The following is a 19,340-nucleotide window of genomic DNA, read 5'->3' on the forward strand; positions in this document are numbered from 1 at the left end:
AAATCCCGTGCGTATACTTAGGCTCAAACGAAACCGATTTCGTTGAGCGTGGGCAATAGGGTGTTAAGACACACCCTACCATCTTGGCATCTTATCGCCCACGCAATGCCATTTGCTTTCTTCCCGTCTCGTTGGACCTTTAGTCCCATTCCGGCACAGCGAGACACTTCCTAGACGACTGACCGTGGGGCCGGCTTTTCTGCTTTTGCAGCAGTGCCTCCGATAACCCTCTTTTGCCGGCCCGGGTCAGCTTTTTCACACAACCGAAAGGACGGGTAGCAACATGCGACCGCTCATTATCATGCATGGCGAGAACATCGACTGGTGCCATACCGTCATTAGAATGCTGATGTATCTTGTGGGCGTTGCAGTACTGGCACTCGGTATGAGTCTCCAGACGGCATCCGGCCTGGGCGTCGCCGCGCTCACGTGCTTTGCCACAACCCTATCCATGCTCACTGGCAAGACGCTCGGCTTTTGGATCACCGCAACCTACGTCGCCTACATCGTGGCGCAATTAGCCATCTTGCGAAGCGAGTTCCAGCCGCGCATCCTGCTCGAGTTGTTCTTCTCAACGCTGATTGGCGGCTTGACCGACCTCTTCATGGCGGTCAACCCACTGCATCCCACGGCACTCCCCACACAGATTGCGACCATGCTGCTCTCCCTCGCTGTCACCGCATTTGGCGTAAGTCTCGTCGTCAACATGGGCGTTGTCCCCAACGCGCCCGACGGCTTGGTGCAAGTCATTGCCGAAAAGCTTAAACGCCGCTTTGGTGACGTAAAAGTCGTGTTTGACTGCTCACATGTCGCCGCCTCGCTCGCGTTGTCGCTGATCCTTATGTACAACCTGGGCGGCTTTGGCGTCACGACCGCCATCTCGGCACTGTTCCTGGGCCATGTCATCAACGTCGCCAACAAGCTGTTCGCCCAGCGCTTTATCCGCGCGGCATTCGGAAAATAGCACCACCGTAAGAACCCGAGAACAGCGCTATACGTTGCTATATCTCACTATACTTTGCAATATCTTGCTATACTTTGCTATATCTTGCTATATCTTGAGCAAAGGTGGCTCACATGCAAACAAACCCTTTTAAGCCCACAGCAGGTAAAACACCTCCCACGATTATCGGCCGCGAAGATGTACTTGAAGAATTCAGTGAAGGCCTCACCAACGGGCCTGGTGCCCCTGGGCGCCTAATGCGCATAGCCGGCGTCCGTGGAACGGGCAAGACGGTCCTCCTTGACGAGTGCTCACGTTTGGCGCAAAGCCGTGGCTGGACGGTCATAAAAGAGGTCGCAACCGAGGGACTTTGCCAGCGCATTCTCGAACAGCTGCAGCCCAAATTCCAGGCCAAACACGCCAGATTTGAGCCCACCGTAGCTGGCATATCCATCGGCAGCATAGATATTGAGCGAATCGGCCCATCGCTACGCGACGCCATGAGACAGACAATATCCAAGAATGGAAATGGCCTGCTCATCACTCTCGACGAGGTTCAAGACGCAGAGCTCGATGAGGTCCGAACGCTCTCCATTGCGATTCAGCAGGTTATCGGCGAAGACCTTGATATCGCCTTTGTTTTTGCTGGGCTGCCTTCGATGATTGAAAGCATCATCAACGGAAAGACACTTGCGTTTTTGCGCCGCGCCCTCCCCTTTGATCTGAAGGCTGTGGCAGTAACCGAAGTGTCGTACTCCCTCGAGGAAACCATTGAAGCGTCTGGCATGGAGTTGCAGCCAGGTATTGCCGGCCAACTTGCCGAGGCAACGCAGGGCTATCCTTTCATGATCCAACTCGTTGGATACTACGCATGGCAGTTGGCAAGACGCGCACATACAACGATTATTGGAGAAGAAGAAGCCGAGCGTGGCATTGCAACGGCACGCGAACGCTTCTGCGCCATGGTGATTGAGCCCGCGCTGCAGCGCATTCCGCCCACGTGCATCGCTTATCTGCTGAGCATGGCGTCTTTGGGGCAGACGAGCTCGACCAGCATGGTTGCCGATGCCCTAAACAAAACGCCTCAACAGGTGAGTTCCGTCCGCAGCCGCCTGTTAAGAGAATCGATTATCGAGGCTCCCTCGTACGGCAAGGTCTCATTTGCCATCCCCTACATGCGCGACTACCTCTACGAGCACAAAGCCGAACTGGAAGTTGAACTGTAGAAACGGCAACTGCCCTGCAAGACGAAAACCGTTTTCGTACGGATTAAAGCAGACGTAAACGATTTTCGTCTTGATTTGCGTACGGAATTAAGACGTAAATTGCGCTTTCGTACGCTTATTACCAGACGCAAATTGTTTTCGTCCGGCCATGCGTCCCCAATCTAGACGAAAAGAGCCCCGAGCTCGTATTGAACTGCATCCCAATTCTTGGACGGGCGCCGATGCCCTGATCTCTGCCATGTCGAGGTGCGAGATCAAATCCTTGGCGCGCTCGCCGGAGTGGTATGCCTTGTTCGGCGCCACCTTCCTGTAGAGCTTCTTGAGCTTCGTCTTCCCCTTGTTGCCCGGTGGCATCTCCGTCTCAGGTGGCAGCCCTAGGAAGGACAGGACGCCGGGCAGGTCGCACAGCATCACGTCCTCGATGTCGGCCTTGGCCGCCAGGTCGACGACTCTCTGCGCTGTCGGCGAGATGTTCGGGGTGCTGCTACCGCCCGCTGGTTCGGAAGCTGGCGGGCAGTAGCGGGCAGTAGCGGCAGTAGCGGTGTGGCTCGATAGGCCCGAATATCCGTAAGGAAGGTGCTCGCTCTCATATGTGCTGATATGCCTCGCCTCGCGAACCTTGGGATGCTTCCTGAGGTAATCCCTCAATTCGAGCCACTCTTTATGCTCATAACGCTTCGAAATCGTTTCCCCGTCGACAGTTTCCTTCACATAATGGTATGTTCGAACGCCTTCGAACTTGCCGAACCCGTTCTCGACGCTGAAGTTTCTGAACCAGCGCGAAAACCCATTCAGGTCCATGAAGTTGACTTGGGGATGCCTGTCTTTCGTTCGTTCGAATGAGTGGACGAGCGGAGTGCCTTTGACTTGTTCCAGGCCGAAGGCTTCCATTTCGCGGGCCTGCTCCTTTTTCCAGAATTCGAGATACGACGTCAGCGTCTCGCTTATCGAGATCCTCCGCACGCTTTTCTTGCTTTTGGGCGAGCGAACGCTTCGATCGGCCGCGAACTGCTGCTCAATGAGGATGCTTCTGTTCTCGACGGAGGCATCGGACCACGTCATCCCGAGGGCTTCTGCCCTTCTCATGTCGGTGTCGAGCATGAGCATCACGCATGTGATGTGCGCGTCCGGTTCTCGATTGAGTAGGATGTCGAGTAGGCGAGCGGCGTGATGGTTCCTTCGCGGTTGTCGTGGAACTTTTTTGCGTACGAGCCGACGGTGTCCCTCGATTTTTGGACGTAGGTGCCGCTGTTGAGTTCTGCCTTGTAGGCTTCGAGTGCGGCGTCGACCTCTCGGCTTTTGGTGGTATGTATGGTCTGCCACGGCGAATAGCGGTATTTGCCCGTGACCGGATCCTTGCCGAGGCTGTGACGGTAGCGCCACGTGTATTTGTCGCGGCGTTGCTTCGTTCCTTTGCCTATGACGAGAGGTCGGTCGTTCATCGTGTTCCTTGCCTGAAGTGCCTGAGAATCGCGCTCGGTTGCGCGGAATGGCGCAAAGGGCTGGGGCGAGTGGGCATTACCCTTGGTGGTGGGCCCTGCGTGGGGTCACACCCCAAGGGTAATGCTCCGCCTGACCGCTTTCAAGCTCGTTGTGGGTCGAATTTGGGTCGAATTATTCCGCGTACTTTTCTTTCGTAAATCTATGAAAACATCAAATGACCTGGAGTTATATTGACTTCAATTTGGGTCGAAATGTCTGAATGAAACAACGTCGTAGCGACCTCATAACCCGAAGGTCGGTGGTTCAAATCCGCCCCCGCGACCATGAAACTTCAGGTCGGAAGCATAAAAGCTCCCGACCTTTTTCTTTGTCTAGGGGTTTCGGCATCTCTCGTTCTTTGGGTACCTCGAGGCGGGCAATCAGATAGATGCTTACGAGTATCATAGGGTCTTTTTACGTCGCGGTCGTGTCTCGTACTGGTGCGCCGCTCTTTGTGGGACGTGTCACTTTGCCATAGGTTGTCCGGCGGCGGGGCGCAGGTCGTTCCCCGTGGCGTCGCTCCTTTCGACGCTACGCTGCCTGGCTACTCGTTCCACTGGTGCTTTTTCATGTCGACGCAGCCGTTGTCTCGGAAGGCGACTCCTTCCTCCGTCAGTAGTGCTCGCTGGTCGGGGAAGTTTGGCGCGAGGCGTCCCGCGTGGTTGACGACGCGGTGGCAGGGATAATCTCCGTAGCGATCCGCCTCGCTCAGCACCGCTCCGACCAGGCGAGAGTTTTTCTCCCTGCCGATGAGGCGCGCTATCTGACCGTACGAGGCGACGCATCCCGCCGGAATCTCTGCCACGACGGAGAGAATCTCATAAACCAAATCTTCGTCCAGGACTTTTCCCATCGTATCGCTCCCGTGTTCGCTTTTGCCTTCGGGGGCGCGGCACCGATCACCCGTACTGCGATTTTCGCAGCTCCCCTTACCGAAGCATCGAGGGAAAGCGCGTGCGTGTCAAGGTTGTCTAGTCCAGTTGCTGGCTCGATGCCTCGAGATGTTCGCCTCAAGTGCGACCTGCCCCTATTGGAAAAGGATGCCGAAGATGTATTTGGTGATGGCGGAGCGGCGGATGACCCCCACGAGTTTGCCCTCGTCATCAACCACAGGAAGCTTCTTGAACTTCTTCTTCGCCAGCAGCGCGGCGACGCGGGCGATGCTCTGCTCGGGACGGGCACACACTACCTGGCGCGTCGCGAAATCCATGACGCAGCGATCCTTCAGGTCTTCGATGCGCTGCTCAAGGCTCTGATCGTCGAAGTACAGCATGGACGCGTCGCCGCCCGTGAAGATGGTGTGAGCGCGATGCTGCGCGATGGCTCCCATGACATCGCCGTCGGAGATGAACCCGACCACCTGGTTGCGCTCATCGATTACGGGCATGCTGCTCACCTCGTTTTCGGCGAGCATGCGCACCACGTCGGAAATCGTGCAATCCTGCGTGCAGGTGAACGGCTCTTCAATCATGATGCTCGAAACGGGCGTCCCCTCGAGCTCGAGCGGGATGCGCTCGGACAGAATCTCGGACATCGCTTATGCCTCCTTCGTTTTCGGTGCGGTTTTCTTGGTGCGCACGCTGAATATGGCGCAGATAAGGGAAACGAGGCCGATTGCCGCGCACACCTTGTAAGCGACGCCCGCGCCCACGGCGGTGGCTACTTGGATGCTCGCATCGACGCCGGCCGACGCGGTGACGCCTGTCATGACCGTGATGATGAGCGCCGTGCACAAACCGCCGGCGACCTGGCGGCCGGTGTTCGCGATGGCGTTGCCGTGGGCGATCATGTCATTTTTCAAGGCATTGACACCCCATGTGTTCACCGGCATGTTCGCGAGCGACTGGCCGGCGGACTGCAGCATGCAGAACAGCGCAACCACCAAGATGGGCGTGTTTACCGTCGAAAGCGAGAGCAGGAACAGGGCGCCGGTCATGAGGGCCAGGCCGACGATCGAGATGGCACGCGGACCGAACTTGTCGAACACCACGCCGGAGATAGGGCTGATGATGATGCCCACCGCCGCGGCGGGAAGCATGGCCATGCCGGTTTCGAAGGCCGAAGCGCCAAGCGAGGTTTGCAGCAGCAACGGCAACAGCGTGTTGGTGACCAGGCATGCGGCGTTGATGAGCGTGACGATGATGGCGGCCACGCGGAACTCGCGCGTCTTGAGCGTGCCCAGTTGAAGCAGCGGGTCCTCGATTTTGCCCTGGCGTACGACGAACAGCACCAAGCACACGACACCCGCGACGATCGAGCCGAGCACCACGGGGTTGCCCCAACCCATCGACGAGGCGCTCGAGAACCCGTAGAGAAGTCCGCCGAAGGCGATGGTGGAGAGGACGACCGAGGGCAGGTCGAGCTTGGGGTTCTTCAGCTCGCCCACGTTTTTCAGCATGAACACGCCCAGCACCAGCACGAGAATTGCGAGGGGGACGATGGCGCCGATCATGGTGCGCCAGCCGTACGTGTCGATCACCGCGCCGCCTACGACGGGGCCGACCGCGGGACCCGCCGACATGACGATGCCCGCCATGCCCATAGCCGTTCCTCGTTTCTCGACGGGGAACACCAGCATGGGAACCACCGAGACAAGCGGCATGAGCACGCCTGAGCCCGCCGCTTGCAACACGCGACCGATGATGAGGAACAGGAAATCAGGGGCTGCGGCGCACAGCAGCGTGCCCAGCGCGAACACCAGCGTCGCCCCGAAGAATAGCGCGCGGGTGCTGAACTTGTCGATAAGGAACGCCGAAACGGGGACCATGATGCCGCTCACCAGCGGGTATATGGACATGATCCACTGGGCAGTCGAGGCATCGATGGCGAAATCGGACATGATGACCGGCAGCGCAGGCGACATCACCGTTTGGTTCAGTAGCGCCAAGAAGGCACCCAGGACGACGACCGCGACGATGCTGATCTGGGTACCGGTAATGCGCCCATTGGCGGGCGCGACCGTACAATTATCAGACATAAGCTTCCTTCGTATCTATTCGATTCTTCGCCGAAGGCGCGCCGGCCCACGGGCGAAATAACATGCACGTGCTATGCGTGCATCAGATACGACAGGAAGAAAGCGGCTGCTCAGAGCGCACTTGGGGAACAACAGGAGAGGCCCCGTATACCAGGGGCCGCCGAATTGCGATGTATGCTTTGGTCAAATCCTTCATAACGGGGAGGCATTCTAGCAGCCGTCTTCGCCCCTTTCAAGGGATGTAACCCAGACGTTGATTTTCTTCACCGAGGCGCCATCGTTGACGGGTGGCGTGCTTCTCTATCGCCACACCGCGGGGCGAGGGAACGCCGCGGCGAGCTTGTACATCGGCTATGTGTGCAGCTGCGAGCGTGTCGCCGGCGCGCGCTGGGCGCCAGTCCGATCCGGCCGACTCTTGCCGACGGTCGGTCGCCGTCCTCCTCCATCTCCGCCTGCTCTGTTTTTGCTCGGCTCCCTTGTCGTATCATGAACGGACGAGAATTGAGCGAAGGCGGTACGTATGAACATCCAGATATTCGGCACGAAGAAAAGCTTCGATACTAAGAAGGCGCAGCGCTATTTCAAGGAACGTCGTGTGAAGTTCCAGTTCATCGACTTGAAGGAAAAGGGGATGAGCAAAGGCGAGCTCGAAAGCGTGGCGCGCGCCGTCGGCGGGATCGACGCTGTGATCGATCCAAAGGCGAAAGATGCCGACACGGTTGCGCTCGTACAGTATCTTGCTGCCGACCAGAAGTTCGAAAAGGTGCTCGATAACCAGCAGATTCTTCGTGAGCCCATCGTTCGCAACGGCCGCCAGGCAACCGTTGGCTACGAGCCTGACGTGTGGAAGGGCTGGGAATAAAGCGGCTGGGAATAAAGTGAAGCGCCCACGCCCGTGGTTTTATCCACGGACGCGGGCGCTTGCGTAAGACGTCTCTTGTCGTTTGAGTGGAGCGCCCCGGCGGCGCTGAACAACGCGCCCCGGTGACGTGGCTCGGGGCTCTTTGTACCGCGCATCTATGAGAGGAGATATTTGATGCGCATGGGCGCTACTCCATGTAGCCACCCTGAATGGCGGAAACTGCATGCTCGGTAAAGAACTTGAGCGTGCCGGAGGTGTAACGATTAGCCTTGGGCTTCCAAGCGGCTCGGCGCTCGGCCAGGACGGCGTCGACCTCGGCCGGCTCCATCTCCTTGCCGGCGATGCCCACGATGGACAGCGAGCGCTCGGGGATGTTGATTCGGATAAGGTCGCCCTCCTCAATCAGGGCAATCGGACCGCCCACAGCGGCCTCGGGCGAAACGTGACCGATAGCCGGGCCCTTGGAGGCGCCGGAGAAGCGGCCGTCAGTGATCAGGGCAATGCTCGCGCCCAGCTCGGGGTCGCTGGCGATAGCTTCGGTGGTGTAGAACATCTCGGGCATACCGGAACCCTTGGGTCCCTCATAGCGAATGATAACGGCATCGCCGGGCTTGACCTCGTGCGTCAGGACGGCGTGAATGGCGTCCTCCTCGCAGTCGAACGGACGGGCCTTGAGCGTAGCCTGGAACATCTCGCGCGGAACGACGGTGTGCTTGACGACCGCGCCCTCGGGAGCAAGATTGCCGTGGAGGATGGCGATGGAACCGTCGGTGCCGAAGGCCTGGTCAAACGGACGGATGATGTCCTCGCGCTTGAGATTCCACTTCTCAAGGTAACGACCGCACTTCTCGTAGTAACCGTTGTTCTTAAGGTCCTCGAGGTTTTCGCCGAGGGTCTTGCCGGTGACGGTCATGACATCGAGGTGGAGCATCGACTTGATCTCCTCCATGATGCGCGGCACGCCACCCGCATAGTAAAAGAACTGCGCCGGCCACTCGCCTGCGGGACGGACGTTAAGCAGGTAGTGAGCGCCACGGTGCAGACGATCGAAGTCGTCGGCGGACATCTCGATGCCAAACTCGCGGGCAATCGCGGGGATATGCAGCAGCGAGTTGGTGGAGCCCGAAATGGCGCCGTGGACCATGATGAGGTTCTCGAAGGACTCCTTGGTCACGATGTCGCGGGGGCACAGGTTGTGCTCGGAGAGCCACACGGACTGACGGCCGGCCTCGCGGGCGAACTCGCGCAGGTCGGAGCTGGTGGCGGGCAGCAGAGCCGTGCCGGGGAGCATAAGGCCCAGGGCCTCGGCCGTGACCTGCATGGTCGAGGCGGTACCCATAAAGGAGCAGGCGCCGCAGCTGGGGCATGCGTTGTGCTTGGCAAACTCAAGCTCCTCGCGGGAGATCTCGCCGCGCTCGTAGCGGGCAGAAATCGCGCCGAGCTGCTCCAAGGTCAGCAGATCGGGACCGGCATCCATGACGCCGCCGGTAACGACGATGGAGGGGATGTTGATGCGGCCCATGGCCATGAGGTTCGCAGGCAGGCCCTTATCGCAGCTGGCGACAAAGACGCCGGCGTCGAACGGGGTGGCCTTGGCATGGATCTCGATCATGTTGGCGATCATGTCGCGGCTGGGCAGCGAGTAGTTAATGCCGTCGTGTCCCTGGGCCTCGCCGTCGCAGATATCGGTGCAGAAGTAACGGGCACCGTGACCGCCAGCCTCGGCAACGCCGGCACGGACCTCCTCGACCAGCTCGAACAGGCCGGCAGAACCCGGGTGCGAATCGCCAAAGGTCGACTCGATAATGACCTGCGGCTTGTCCAGATCCTCGATAGACCAGCCAGAGCCCAGGCGCAGCGGGTCCATCTCGGGGCTGATGGTGCGAAACTTGCCGGAACGCGGCTGCAGCTTGGCAACCAGGTCGGCTGCCTCCTGCTGAATCTGTGCCTTGGTCTTCTCGTCCATGGTGCTCTCCTCTTTTGGTTTGAACGGTTGTACCAATCGTTGGTTAATGAATCAGGTGTAAATGGGTACCGAGCGATGCACTCGGCAAAAGATGCTTAGCTACGCGAACTAGGCGAAGAACGAAATCACCAGGGCGCAGGCAAGACCCGAAAGGCCGATGAGCGTCTCCATAACGGTCCAGGACTTGAGGGTGGTCTTCTCGTCAATCTCCAGGAACGAGGAGCACATCCAAAAACCGGCATCGTTGACGTGCGAGAGGGCCGTGGCACCGCCGCAGATAGCAAGACAGATAGCGGCACGCATGAGCACTGAGGCTCCGGAAACCGCAGGCATGGCGGCCATAATGCCCGATGCCATGGTCATAGCGACGATGGAGCTGCCGACAGAGGCACGCACCATGACGGCAATCAAAAAGGCAACGACCACCAAAGGCAGCGGTGAGGCCTCGAGCATAGGGCCGATAACCTGGCCCAAGCCGCAGTCCTGCAGCATCCAGCGAATGACGCCGCCACAGGCGATAACCAGCAAGATCATGCCGACGGGCTTAAGAGAGCGGTCGAGCAGGGCCTTGAGCTCGGCGCCGGAGTAGCCGCGGCGCGCGCCCAGCAGATACATCGCGACGAGCGTGGCGAGCGTCAAAGCGACGAACGGCTTGCCCAGGAAGGCGAGAATCGAGGCGAGCTCGGCGGGCATGGGGATATAAGAGGACAACGTGCCCAGCAAAATCAGACAAAGCGGCGTGAGCACGATGGCAAGCACCATGCCAAAGGAGGGAAGCTCTTTTTCATCGCTCGCACCCTCGGCAGAGGTAAAGTGCTCCGGAACATCGGTAAAAATGCGACCGCCCACGTTGCGGCCCCACACGACGCCGGCAATCGCCATAGCGATAAAGGCGGTGGGGATACCGACGAGGATCATGGTGCCCAGGTCGACACCGAGCGTGCCGGCGACCAGAACCGACCCGGCGGATGGCGGCACAAACGCATAGCCAGCGGCAAGTCCCGCGAGCAGCGCGATGCCGTAGTAGAGCGTCGACTTTTTGGTCTGCGATGCCACGCTAAACGCAGGCGGAATCAAAACGACTACGCCCGCCTCAAAGAACACCGTGGTGCCGATGACCAAACCGGTGATGCCCAGCGCCCAGCTGGAGTGGCCCTGGCCAAAGGCGTCAATGAAGGTCTGGGCGATCTTCTTGGCGCCGCCGCTCTCCTCCAAAATCTGGCCAAACATCGATCCCAGGCCAATGAGCAAGGCGATGTTTTGCAGCGTGGTGCCCACGCCCTTGGTGACGGTGTCTGCCACCATATCGAGCGGCATGCCGGCTCCGATACCGATCACGAGCGCCGAGACCATCATCGAAAGCACAGGATGCAGCTTGAACTTAATGATGAGCGCAAGCAGCAGCGCGATGCCCACGATGGCGGCGATGACCAGCCTGGTGGGGTCGGCCATAAACGTTGGGTCTGACATCTTTCCTCCAATTCATCAGACCTTTTGAATTCGGCTTAGACTATAGCGCGTTTTCAATAGGTCTGATGTTTAAAAGGGAAACTTTTTCGAAATACATCTGATGTATTTGCTGAACGATCTGTTTTTGACGGTAAACGGCCACTTACAGTTCTCCATTGTCGGAGCGAACCACCGCGGCTTCTGTTAAATGAGCTAGAATAGCTCTGATGAATTCTTTTGATATGAGGTGAAGCGTGGCACGAGCCGATTCGGGACTCCCCGAGCAGATTTCGGAGAAAATTATTCAACTGATCCTGGATGAGCATCTTGAGCAAGGCGACCGCCTGCCCAAGGAGGCTGTGCTCGTCGAGCGCCTGGGTGCTGGCAGGAGCACCGTACGCGAGGCTATGAAGCTGCTGCAGTCGCGCAACATCGTGCGCATTAAACAGGGCTCGGGCACCTATGTGGCATCAAACCCCGGCGTTGCCGACGATCCGCTGGGCTTTACCTTTATCGATGACAAGAGGCGCCTGGCACGCGACCTGCTCGAAGTGCGCTTTATGATCGAGCCGCAGATGGCCAGCATGGCCGCAGAGCACGCGACCGACGATCAAATCATCTGCATTAAAGAGCTTTGCGATGAGTCCGAGCACTTGGCCGCGCGGGACGAAGACTATTCTGCCGCCGACACCGCGTTTCACATCGCAATTGCCGAAAGCTGCGGCAACCTCGTCGTTCCCCGCCTAATGGGCGTGCTCAAGGCGCCTGTCCCCCTGTTTATTGACGTGACCGGCAAAAAGCTGGTTGAGGAAACCATCCGCACCCACCGTGGCGTGGCCGACGCCATCGCCGCGCGCAATCCCACCGCAGCGCACGACGCGATGTACCTGCATCTGGTGTACAACCGCAACATGATCGCAGAGGGAGCGCAGGAACAGAGCAAATAGACGTCCGCACGGCAAGGGCGAGACTACCGTTCGCCTTTTAAAAGTGAACGTTCACCTGATTTTAGGGAATAAGGGGTGGCTATTACGCTGCTTCACCTATACTGACCTTGTATGAAAAGCAAGACTTATATAGATGAACGTTTCTTTTGAAAGGATCGCTATGTCTGATCTTATGGACAGCTTCCGTCTGGACGGCAAGGTCGCACTGGTGACCGGCGCCACCTACGGCATTGGCATGGCCATTGCCGAGGCGCTCGGAGAGGCCGGCGCCAAGATCGCCTTTAACGCCCGTCACGCCGACAAAGTCGCCGAAGCCGAGAAGCACTACCGTGAGCTGGGCTTTGACGCTCACGGCTATGTTGCCGACGTCACCGACGAGACTGTCGTCGCCGAGCTCATCGCCAAGATCGAGGCCGACTTTGGCACCACGCCCGACATCCTGGTCAACAACGCCGGCGTCATCCAGCGTACCCCGATGCTCGACATGAGCGCCGAGGACTTCCGCCGCGTCGTCGATATCGACCTCAACGCACCGTTTATCGTGTCAAAGGCCTGCCTGCCTGGCATGATCGCCAAGGGCCACGGCAAGATCATCAACATCTGCTCGATGATGAGCGAGCTGGGTCGCGAGACCATCGCCGGCTATGCTGCCGCCAAGGGCGGACTCAAGATGCTCACCAAGAACATCTGCTCGGAGTTTGGCGAGGCCAATATCCAGTGCAACGGCATTGGGCCCGGCTACATCGCCACGCCGCAAACCGCACCGCTGCGCGAGACGCAGCCCGACGGCAGCCGCCACCCGTTTGACCAGTTCATCATTGCCAAGACGCCGGCCGCCCGTTGGGGCACGCCCGAGGACCTGAAGGGCCCCGCCGTGTTCCTGGCTTCCGACGCGTCGAACTTCGTCAACGGCCACATCCTCTACGTCGACGGCGGCATCCTCGCATACATTGGAAAGCAGCCTCAATAAGCGTCACCGCAACTGCCCACATCAGGTTTCATCCACTCGTTTTTCATTTGAGTTGCGGTGAGATAAGGATTGGTTTTGGCTTCTATCAGGCAAAACAGTCCGTATTCCACCGCAAGTTAGAAATAGGAAGGTAATTCGCAATGAAAATCGCTCTGATCAATGAGAACTCTCAGAACTCCAAGAACCCTATGATCGAGGCTGCCCTTAAGAAGGTTGTCGAGCCCATGGGCCACACCGTCTTTAACTATGGCATGTATGCCGACGCCGACTCCAAGCCCCTCACCTATGTGCAGAACGGCATCCTGGCCGCCGTGCTGCTCAACTCCGGCGCTGCCGACTACGTCGTGACCGGCTGCGGCACCGGCGAGGGCGCCATGCTCGCCTGCAACTCCTTCCCCGGCGTGCTGTGCGGCCACGTTGCCGACCCGCTCGACGCCTACACCTTTGCCCAGGTCAACGATGGCAACGCCGTCGCCATGCCCTTCGCCCTCAAGAACGGCTGGGGCCAGGAGCTCAATCTCGAGTACACCTTCGAGAAGCTCTTTGGCTTTGGTTCGGGCAACGGCTATCCTGCCGAGCGTGTTGAGCCCGAGCAGCGCAACAAGAAGATCCTCGACGGCGTCCGCGCTGTGACCATGCGTCCGCTCGTCGACATCCTGGACGAGCTCGACCAGGACCTGGTGAAGGGCGCACTTGCCGGCGAGCACTTCCAGGAGTACTTCTTTGCCAACGCAACCGACGAGGCCATCATCGCCAAGGTCAAGGAGATCCTAGGCCTCTAATCGCACAACTCATTGCAGCTAACGCAAGCGGCGGTCGTCCCACGTACGGGACGACCGCCGCTTTTTACTATCTACCGACTGACGCCGCGGGGACAGGCCCCATGCACCAAGGGATTAACTAGAGCTCGCAGGCAACCTTATAGCCATCGCCGATGGCATCGCGGATGTTGCCACACTTGTTGGCATCGCCCAGCACGTGGGTGGCAACGCCGGCAGCGGCAAGGTCGTCGGCCAACTTGGTATTGGGACGGTAGCCCATCGCCAGCACCAGCGTATCGGCACCGGTGATGGTGTGGACCTCGCCGTCCTTTTCGTAGCTGATGGTGTCCTCGGTGATCTCGGTCACCTTGGCCTCGGTCAGCACGTGGACGCCCTTGGAGAGCATGCGCGTGATGAGCACCGCGCGACCGGCACCGCCCTCGTTGGCAGCGAGCGTCTTGGTCATCTCGATGACGGTGACATCGCGATTGGCCGGCGACAGGTCGTTGACCAGCGGGGCCAGGTAATCTGCTGTCTCGCAACCGACGGTGCCGCCGCCCACGATGACGATCTTCTTGCCCGGGAAAGCCTTGCCACCCAGCAGGTCGTCAGCCGTCATAACCTGCTTAAAGCCCTGCATGAAGGCCGGGGCGATGGGCTCAGCGCCATAAGCCAGGACAACCTCGTAGCCCGCGTAGTCGCGCTGAATGTCCTCGGCCGAGAGCTCGGTACCAAAGACGCACTTCACGCCCGCCTCGGCCAGACGACGATACTGGTACTTGATCACGCGGGTGAGCTCCTGCTTTGCCGGAGGAACGGCCGCGATGCGCATCTCGCCGCCCGGCTCATCCTGCTTATCCACGAGCACCACGTTGTGGCCGCGCTTGGCAGCAATATAGGCTGCCTCCATGCCCGCAGGACCAGCGCCCACAACGAGCACGTTCTTGGCCTCGGCAGCAGGTTCGTAGCCAGCCTCGTCGCGCTCCACGTCCGGGTTGACGGTGCAGGAGATGCGCTTGCCGAACATAATGCCGTTCAGGCAGCGCAGGCAGCCGATGCAGGGGCGGATGTCGTCGGCGTTGCCGGCAGCGGCCTTGTTGCAGAACTCGGCATCGCACAGATTGGCGCGGCCCATCATGCAGATGTCGGCAGCGCCGTCCTCGATCAGCTCCTCGGCGATCCAGGCCTCGTTGATGCGGCCGACGGTGGCGACGGGAATGTTGACGTGCTTCTTAATCTCGCGCGAGCAGGCGGCGTGCGAGGCCTGCTGGGTACCGGCGGCGGGAATCGCGGAGCCGCGCTTGATGGTGGTGCCGCCCGACACATGAATCATGTCGACGCCGGCCTTCTCCAGGCGACGCGAGACATAAATCATATCGTTGAGGGTCAGACCGCCATCGGTGTACTCATCGCCCGAGATGCGGACGTCGATGATAAAGTCCTTGCCGCAGCGCTCGCGAATCTCGGCGATGACCTCGAGCAGGAAGCGCATGCGGGCATCGAGCGAGCCGCCGTACTCGTCGGTACGCTTGTTGTAGAGCGGAGTCAAAAAGCCGCCGAGCATACCGTGGGCGTGCGCTGCGTGGACCTCAACGCCATCGACACCGGCCTTCTGCATACGCACGGCAGCGTCGCCAAACTGATGCGTGAGCTCGTGAATCTCGTCGACCGTGATGGGGCGCGGTGCCTCGCGGGCGTAAGACGGGCCCACAAAGGACGGAGCGATCAAGCGCGGCGTGCCCGGGATGTTAAAGGCCATGTAGGCGGGGTGGAAGAGCTGCGGCATGATCTTGCAGCCGTACTCGTGGACGGCCGCGGCGAGCTTTTCCCAGCCGGGGATAAACGTGTCGTCGTAGCAGCACATGTCACCCGGCAGATAGGTATAGGTGGGCTCGACCGTCACGACCTCGGTGATGATGAGGCCCACGCCGCCCTTGGCACGGGCACGGTAATGATCGACCAAGTCGTCAGTCACATAGCCATGATCGGCCAGGTTGGTGGACACCGGCGGCATAAAGACGCGGTTCTTGACCTCGGTCGTACCGACCTTGATCGGGCTAAAGAGCATCGGGTAGGCGGATGACTCCATACAGGCTTCCTTTCGTTTAAGCCGCTCGGCGGCAGTTGCTAACGTACTTATCGTATCAGCAACCGCCGCGTCCGTACCCGCTCGCACTCCCCCGCCTTTAATCCGATCCCCACAAAAAGTTGCGGTGGAATACGGAGTAGATGAGACTTTTGCCAGCCAAAACAGTCCGTATTTCACCGCAACTGATGGGTGGGATGGAGTTAGAGGCCCAGATAGGTAGTCATGCCTTCGACGGCGAGCTTGGCGCCGGCTACGGCGTGAACAACCGTCAGCGGGCCGTTAACCACGTCGCCGGCGGCAAAGACGCCAGGCACGGTGGTCATACCGTACTCGTCGACCGAAAGAAGGCCGCGATGATCGGTCTCCAGACCGCCCGTCGTAAGCACAAGCTTGTCCTTGGGCACCTGCGAAGCCGCAATCACAACTGTGTCGGCGGACACATGGTCGAGCTCTTCCTCATAGCCCACCACGTTGTTGTCCTCGTCAAAGATAGCCGTCTCGAACACCGGACCGTTATCATCGATGGCGCAGATCGCCTTGCCGCGCACAATCTCGGCACCGTCAAGCTCGGTCAGCTCCACCTCGTCATCGATGGCAGAGATATGGCGCGATCGGGCATACACAGTGACCTTGCGGGCACCCGAGCGCAGGGCCGTGCGGGCAACATCCATGGCCACATTGCCGGCGCCGATAACCGCCACGTTCTGCCCGATTGCCACGCTCGTGGGATCGACCAGATAATCGATACCAAACAGCACGTTGCCGCGCGACTCGCCGGGAATACCCAGCTTTCGAGCTCGCCAGGTACCAGTACCGACAAAGACCGCATCGTAGCCGTCGCGCAGCAGGTCGTCGATATGCAGCGCGCCACCGATGGTGGTCGAGGGGCGCACGCGCACGCCAAGCGAGCACATCACGTGGCGATACTTTTGCACGAGCGCACGGGGCAGGCGGAACTCGGGGATACCGTACTCCAGCACACCGCCGATCTCGGGCCGCTGCTCAAAAACAGTGACGGCGCAACCCAGCTGCGCCATCTTAATTGCCACGGTAATGCCGGCTGGGCCGGAGCCGACCACAGCGACCTGCTTGCCACACGACGGCGCGGGCGTCCACTCCTTACGATCCAAATACGCTGTCGAGATATAGTTCTCGATGCTCGAGAAATGCACCGGCGCGCCCTTGCGGCCCTGGATGCAAGCGCCCTCGCACTGGCCCGAATGATTGCACACCATGGAGCAGACCGCGCTCATGGGATTGTTCTGGAACAATAGCTCGCCCGCCTCTTCTAGACGACGCCGTTTGAACAGGTCGATGACCTGCGGAATAGGCGTCTGAACCGGGCAGCCCTTAATCTGACAGAACGCCCTTTTACAACCTAGGCAACGATTCGCCTCTTCGACAATGTGGATAGCCACGCAACTCCCCTTTTTAATGCAATCCAATGGGGCGACGATAAAGACCCTTCACCGCCGCCCCCATGCAGGTAATCTCAATCTGCCGACACGGCAAAAGCCAATGCTATAGCTCGCGATGCGAAGCCCCGCAGCGAGCGGACATGTGCTCGAGTGTCGCCAGGCAGTCAGCCGCCGTCGCCGGCACGCTGTTCTCGACCACGCAGGGAATCCCAGGACAGGCGGCGGCAGCCCAGGCCACCACGGGCTCAAAGTCATAGCGGCCCGTCTCGCCCACGCCGTGGCACACCAGGCGTGAACCCGTACCGTCGCACCATCCGGCTTCGTCCTCGTTATCAACGACCTCAAAATCCTTGGCGTGCAGCACGCGGATCTTACTGCCGCATAAGTAGAGCATGCACGCGGTGATTTCCTGCGCTTCGTCAACGACACTGGGGTGCAGCAGCGATACCGGGTCGTAGATCACGCCGAGCGACGGGCTCGAGACGCGCTCCAGCACCTCACGGCAGCGATCCGGCGTGTTGACCGTCTCGTTCCAGCCAGGCTCGATCAGTATTTGCCCGCCCACGGCCTCGGCCCGACCGCAGACGCGTGCAAGCCCGTCTGCAAACGTATCGAGTGCCTCGTCGGTCATGCGGTCGTCCGCGACGCGGTTCTGCGCATTGGGGCGACCGGTCTCGGTACCCACCGGGCAGCCGCCGAGCATCTGGGCAAAGTTCAGGCATGCCTCGTACTCGGCAAAGTTATCCATGAGCTGTTGGCGATCGGGCGTCGCCAGATTCTTATAACAGCCGAGCACGGCGACCGAAACGCCCGCCTCGTCGAGCACCGCACGCAAATGGTCGGCAAGCTCGCGGGTCAGGCCGCCTCGATCGATCCCCATCGATGCGTAGAGCACCTTACTCGGCAGCTGAATGCACGAAAAGCCCAGCTCTCCCGCCATGCGAATGCGTTCCTCGACGGTCCCCTGCGGAAGGTCGTGCAAACGTACGCCCGGAGTAATAGCCCCCACGTTATTCGCATCCCTTATGAGCGTTGATGCCCGGGGTGTATCCGCCAAACGGGTCCTCGATGGAGCACACGCCCGAGGGGGCGAGCGGATCGCGCTTACCGGCCAGCTTGTCGTGATGCATGGTCTCGATATAGGCAAGCACCAGCGGCGCCACGCCCTTCGCATCGTTTTTGACGATAGGCTCGCTCATGTAGTAATCAAACGTGCCCTCGCGGTGCGCGGTGTTTCCCAAGCCCGCAACCAGGCAGATGTTGTCGAGCGCCAGCTGGCCATCGTGCTCGGAAAGGCAGGTCTCGCAGATGCCGTCGAAGGCGCGACGGCCGTACTGGTAGTAGCGCTCACCCAACACGCCCAGACGCACGCCCTTCATGATGGCGTTGGCAAAGATCGCGCTGCCCGACTCCTCCAGGTAGTTGGGGGCGATATTGGGCAGGTTGATGACCTGATGCCACATGCCGGTCTTCTCGTCTTGATACGGCAGCATGGCGTCGATCAGGTCGTGGAACATCTTGCGGATCTCGTCCTTCTCGGCCGACATCGAAGGCGGCATAAGCTCCCACGTGTCGATGAGCGCCATGGCAAACCAGCCCTCGGCGCGCAGCCAGAAGTTAGCCGAAAGGCCGGTGACCGGGTCGCACCAGAACTGCTTGCGGCTCGCGTCGTAAGCGTGATAGTACAGACCATTGAGGGGGTTGCGCATCAGGTCATGCACGACCTGGAACATATGGAAGCTGTCCGAGCAGGCACGACGGTTGTGGAAGCTCAGCTCGTACTGCATGTAGAACGGCTGGGCCATATACATGCCATCGAGCCAGATCTGGTTGGGATAGACGGCCTTGTGCCAAAACACGCCTTCTTTGGTGCGCGGCTGGGTCTCGAGCTGGCGGTAGATGGTGTCCATGGCGGCACGGTACTTGGGCTTGCCCACCAGGTCATAGAGCTTGTAGAGGGTCTTGCCCGCATTGACGTTATCGAGGTTGTACTCCTCGGGGTTGTAATGCTTTATGGTACCGTCGTCCTGGACAAAGAAATCGATGTAGTCATCGGCGAAAGTCAGGTAGCGCTGCTCACCCGTGATCTCGTACAGTTCGATGAGCGCCTTGATCATGCAGCCGTCAATATAGTTCCAGGTGTTCTCCTTGCCGGCGCGAATCTTTTCGATATTCCAAGCCGGCGCCTGCGGCGTAGAGGTTTCGATCAACTGCTCGATATAACGGTCCAGGATTTGATTGCAACCCATT

General features: G+C 59.6%; 17 protein-coding genes. 6 read left to right on the forward strand and 11 right to left on the reverse strand.

Translation table 11 applies throughout. The features are described from left to right. The first annotated feature begins 283 nt into the window (after positions 1-283). Together ACKUTP_RS00400 and ACKUTP_RS00405 are read left to right on the forward strand one after the other, a co-directional pair. Complete coding sequence (locus ACKUTP_RS00400) at positions 284-964, forward strand: YitT family protein (RefSeq protein WP_195543858.1); 681 nt, start codon at positions 284-286, stop codon at positions 962-964. 113 nt (positions 965-1,077) lie between these two features. Next, a complete protein-coding gene (locus tag ACKUTP_RS00405) occupies positions 1,078-2,169 on the forward strand; it encodes an ATP-binding protein (RefSeq protein WP_196022691.1) in 1,092 nt (363 codons plus the stop codon). Between the two features lie 87 nt (positions 2,170-2,256). On the opposite strand, the gene ACKUTP_RS00410 is transcribed toward ACKUTP_RS00405, so the two are convergent. From ACKUTP_RS00410 to ACKUTP_RS00430, 5 genes are all read right to left on the reverse strand, one after another. Beyond that, on the reverse strand, positions 2,257-3,270 hold the full coding sequence (locus ACKUTP_RS00410; protein WP_409063273.1) for a hypothetical protein: 1,014 nt from the start codon (positions 3,268-3,270) through the stop codon (positions 2,257-2,259). Positions 3,271-3,275: 5 nt separating this feature from the next. Then, positions 3,276-3,611, reverse strand: a complete 336-nt coding sequence (locus ACKUTP_RS00415; RefSeq protein WP_006234743.1) for a hypothetical protein — start codon at positions 3,609-3,611, stop codon at positions 3,276-3,278. A 584-nt stretch (positions 3,612-4,195) separates the two neighbouring features. After that, the gene (locus ACKUTP_RS00420; RefSeq protein WP_006234744.1) at positions 4,196-4,504 is read right to left on the reverse strand and encodes an MGMT family protein; all 309 of its coding nucleotides are present in this window, start codon (positions 4,502-4,504) and stop codon (positions 4,196-4,198) included. Positions 4,505-4,678: 174 nt separating this feature from the next. Beyond that, positions 4,679-5,185 (reverse strand): HPP family protein, encoded by a 507-nt coding sequence (locus ACKUTP_RS00425; protein ID WP_006234745.1) that lies wholly within the window; start codon positions 5,183-5,185, stop codon positions 4,679-4,681. A 3-nt stretch (positions 5,186-5,188) separates the two neighbouring features. Further along, complete coding sequence (locus ACKUTP_RS00430; protein ID WP_225093210.1) at positions 5,189-6,628, reverse strand: MDR family MFS transporter; 1,440 nt, start codon at positions 6,626-6,628, stop codon at positions 5,189-5,191. Positions 6,629-7,148: 520 nt separating this feature from the next. Between ACKUTP_RS00430 and ACKUTP_RS00435 the strand changes: the two genes are divergently transcribed. After that, positions 7,149-7,490, forward strand: a complete 342-nt coding sequence (locus tag ACKUTP_RS00435; protein ID WP_006234747.1) for an arsenate reductase family protein — start codon at positions 7,149-7,151, stop codon at positions 7,488-7,490. A 187-nt stretch (positions 7,491-7,677) separates the two neighbouring features. Here the strand turns inward: ACKUTP_RS00435 and ilvD are convergent, their stop codons facing one another. Both ilvD and ACKUTP_RS00445 read right to left on the reverse strand, forming a co-directional pair. Further along, positions 7,678-9,456, reverse strand: a complete 1,779-nt coding sequence (gene ilvD, locus ACKUTP_RS00440) for a dihydroxy-acid dehydratase (protein ID WP_409063274.1) — start codon at positions 9,454-9,456, stop codon at positions 7,678-7,680. A gap of 108 nt (positions 9,457-9,564) precedes the next feature. Then, on the reverse strand, positions 9,565-10,926 hold the full coding sequence (locus ACKUTP_RS00445) for a GntP family permease (protein WP_225093208.1): 1,362 nt from the start codon (positions 10,924-10,926) through the stop codon (positions 9,565-9,567). Between the two features lie 233 nt (positions 10,927-11,159). Between ACKUTP_RS00445 and ACKUTP_RS00450 the strand changes: the two genes are divergently transcribed. From ACKUTP_RS00450 to ACKUTP_RS00460, 3 genes are all read left to right on the forward strand, one after another. Beyond that, positions 11,160-11,852 carry a FadR/GntR family transcriptional regulator gene (locus ACKUTP_RS00450; protein WP_409063275.1) on the forward strand — a complete coding sequence of 231 codons (693 nt, stop codon included), beginning with the start codon at positions 11,160-11,162 and terminating at the stop codon, positions 11,850-11,852. 160 nt (positions 11,853-12,012) lie between these two features. Then, entirely contained in the window at positions 12,013-12,822 is an 810-nt protein-coding gene (locus tag ACKUTP_RS00455; RefSeq protein WP_117797090.1) for a gluconate 5-dehydrogenase, read from the forward strand. Between the two features lie 140 nt (positions 12,823-12,962). After that, positions 12,963-13,604 (forward strand): RpiB/LacA/LacB family sugar-phosphate isomerase, encoded by a 642-nt coding sequence (locus ACKUTP_RS00460; protein ID WP_055285999.1) that lies wholly within the window; start codon positions 12,963-12,965, stop codon positions 13,602-13,604. Positions 13,605-13,722: 118 nt separating this feature from the next. Here the strand turns inward: ACKUTP_RS00460 and ACKUTP_RS00465 are convergent, their stop codons facing one another. The 4 genes from ACKUTP_RS00465 to ACKUTP_RS00480 all read right to left on the reverse strand — a co-directional run bounded on the left by ACKUTP_RS00465 (position 13,723) and on the right by ACKUTP_RS00480 (position 19,339). Then, positions 13,723-15,672, reverse strand: coding sequence for an FAD-dependent oxidoreductase (locus ACKUTP_RS00465; RefSeq protein WP_409063276.1), 1,950 nt, complete (start codon positions 15,670-15,672; stop codon positions 13,723-13,725). A gap of 200 nt (positions 15,673-15,872) precedes the next feature. After that, complete coding sequence (locus tag ACKUTP_RS00470; RefSeq protein ID WP_409063277.1) at positions 15,873-17,090, reverse strand: FAD-dependent oxidoreductase; 1,218 nt, start codon at positions 17,088-17,090, stop codon at positions 15,873-15,875. A gap of 103 nt (positions 17,091-17,193) precedes the next feature. Beyond that, positions 17,194-18,099, reverse strand: a complete 906-nt coding sequence (locus ACKUTP_RS00475; protein ID WP_409063278.1) for a sugar phosphate isomerase/epimerase family protein — start codon at positions 18,097-18,099, stop codon at positions 17,194-17,196. A 1-nt stretch (position 18,100) separates the two neighbouring features. After that, complete coding sequence (locus tag ACKUTP_RS00480; RefSeq protein WP_409063279.1) at positions 18,101-19,339, reverse strand: glycoside hydrolase family 105 protein; 1,239 nt, start codon at positions 19,337-19,339, stop codon at positions 18,101-18,103. Position 19,340: the final 1 nt, after the last annotated feature.

The sequence above is a fragment of the Collinsella sp. wc0529 genome, assembly GCF_046116875.1.
In the GTDB taxonomy this organism is placed as follows: domain Bacteria; phylum Actinomycetota; class Coriobacteriia; order Coriobacteriales; family Coriobacteriaceae; genus Collinsella.

Coding starts and splice junctions, on each gene's coding strand:
- ACKUTP_RS00400 (WP_195543858.1), top strand. CDS start 284: ATGCGACCGCTCATTATCATGCATGGCGAGAACATCGACTGGTGCCAT.
- ACKUTP_RS00405 (WP_196022691.1), top strand. CDS start 1,078: ATGCAAACAAACCCTTTTAAGCCCACAGCAGGTAAAACACCTCCCACG.
- ACKUTP_RS00410 (WP_409063273.1), bottom strand. CDS start 3,270: ATGCTCGACACCGACATGAGAAGGGCAGAAGCCCTCGGGATGACGTGG.
- ACKUTP_RS00415 (WP_006234743.1), bottom strand. CDS start 3,611: ATGAACGACCGACCTCTCGTCATAGGCAAAGGAACGAAGCAACGCCGC.
- ACKUTP_RS00420 (WP_006234744.1), bottom strand. CDS start 4,504: ATGGGAAAAGTCCTGGACGAAGATTTGGTTTATGAGATTCTCTCCGTC.
- ACKUTP_RS00425 (WP_006234745.1), bottom strand. CDS start 5,185: ATGTCCGAGATTCTGTCCGAGCGCATCCCGCTCGAGCTCGAGGGGACG.
- ACKUTP_RS00430 (WP_225093210.1), bottom strand. CDS start 6,628: ATGTCTGATAATTGTACGGTCGCGCCCGCCAATGGGCGCATTACCGGT.
- ACKUTP_RS00435 (WP_006234747.1), top strand. CDS start 7,149: ATGAACATCCAGATATTCGGCACGAAGAAAAGCTTCGATACTAAGAAG.
- ilvD (WP_409063274.1), bottom strand. CDS start 9,456: ATGGACGAGAAGACCAAGGCACAGATTCAGCAGGAGGCAGCCGACCTG.
- ACKUTP_RS00445 (WP_225093208.1), bottom strand. CDS start 10,926: ATGTCAGACCCAACGTTTATGGCCGACCCCACCAGGCTGGTCATCGCC.
- ACKUTP_RS00455 (WP_117797090.1), top strand. CDS start 12,013: ATGTCTGATCTTATGGACAGCTTCCGTCTGGACGGCAAGGTCGCACTG.
- ACKUTP_RS00460 (WP_055285999.1), top strand. CDS start 12,963: ATGAAAATCGCTCTGATCAATGAGAACTCTCAGAACTCCAAGAACCCT.
- ACKUTP_RS00465 (WP_409063276.1), bottom strand. CDS start 15,672: ATGGAGTCATCCGCCTACCCGATGCTCTTTAGCCCGATCAAGGTCGGT.
- ACKUTP_RS00480 (WP_409063279.1), bottom strand. CDS start 19,339: ATGGGTTGCAATCAAATCCTGGACCGTTATATCGAGCAGTTGATCGAA.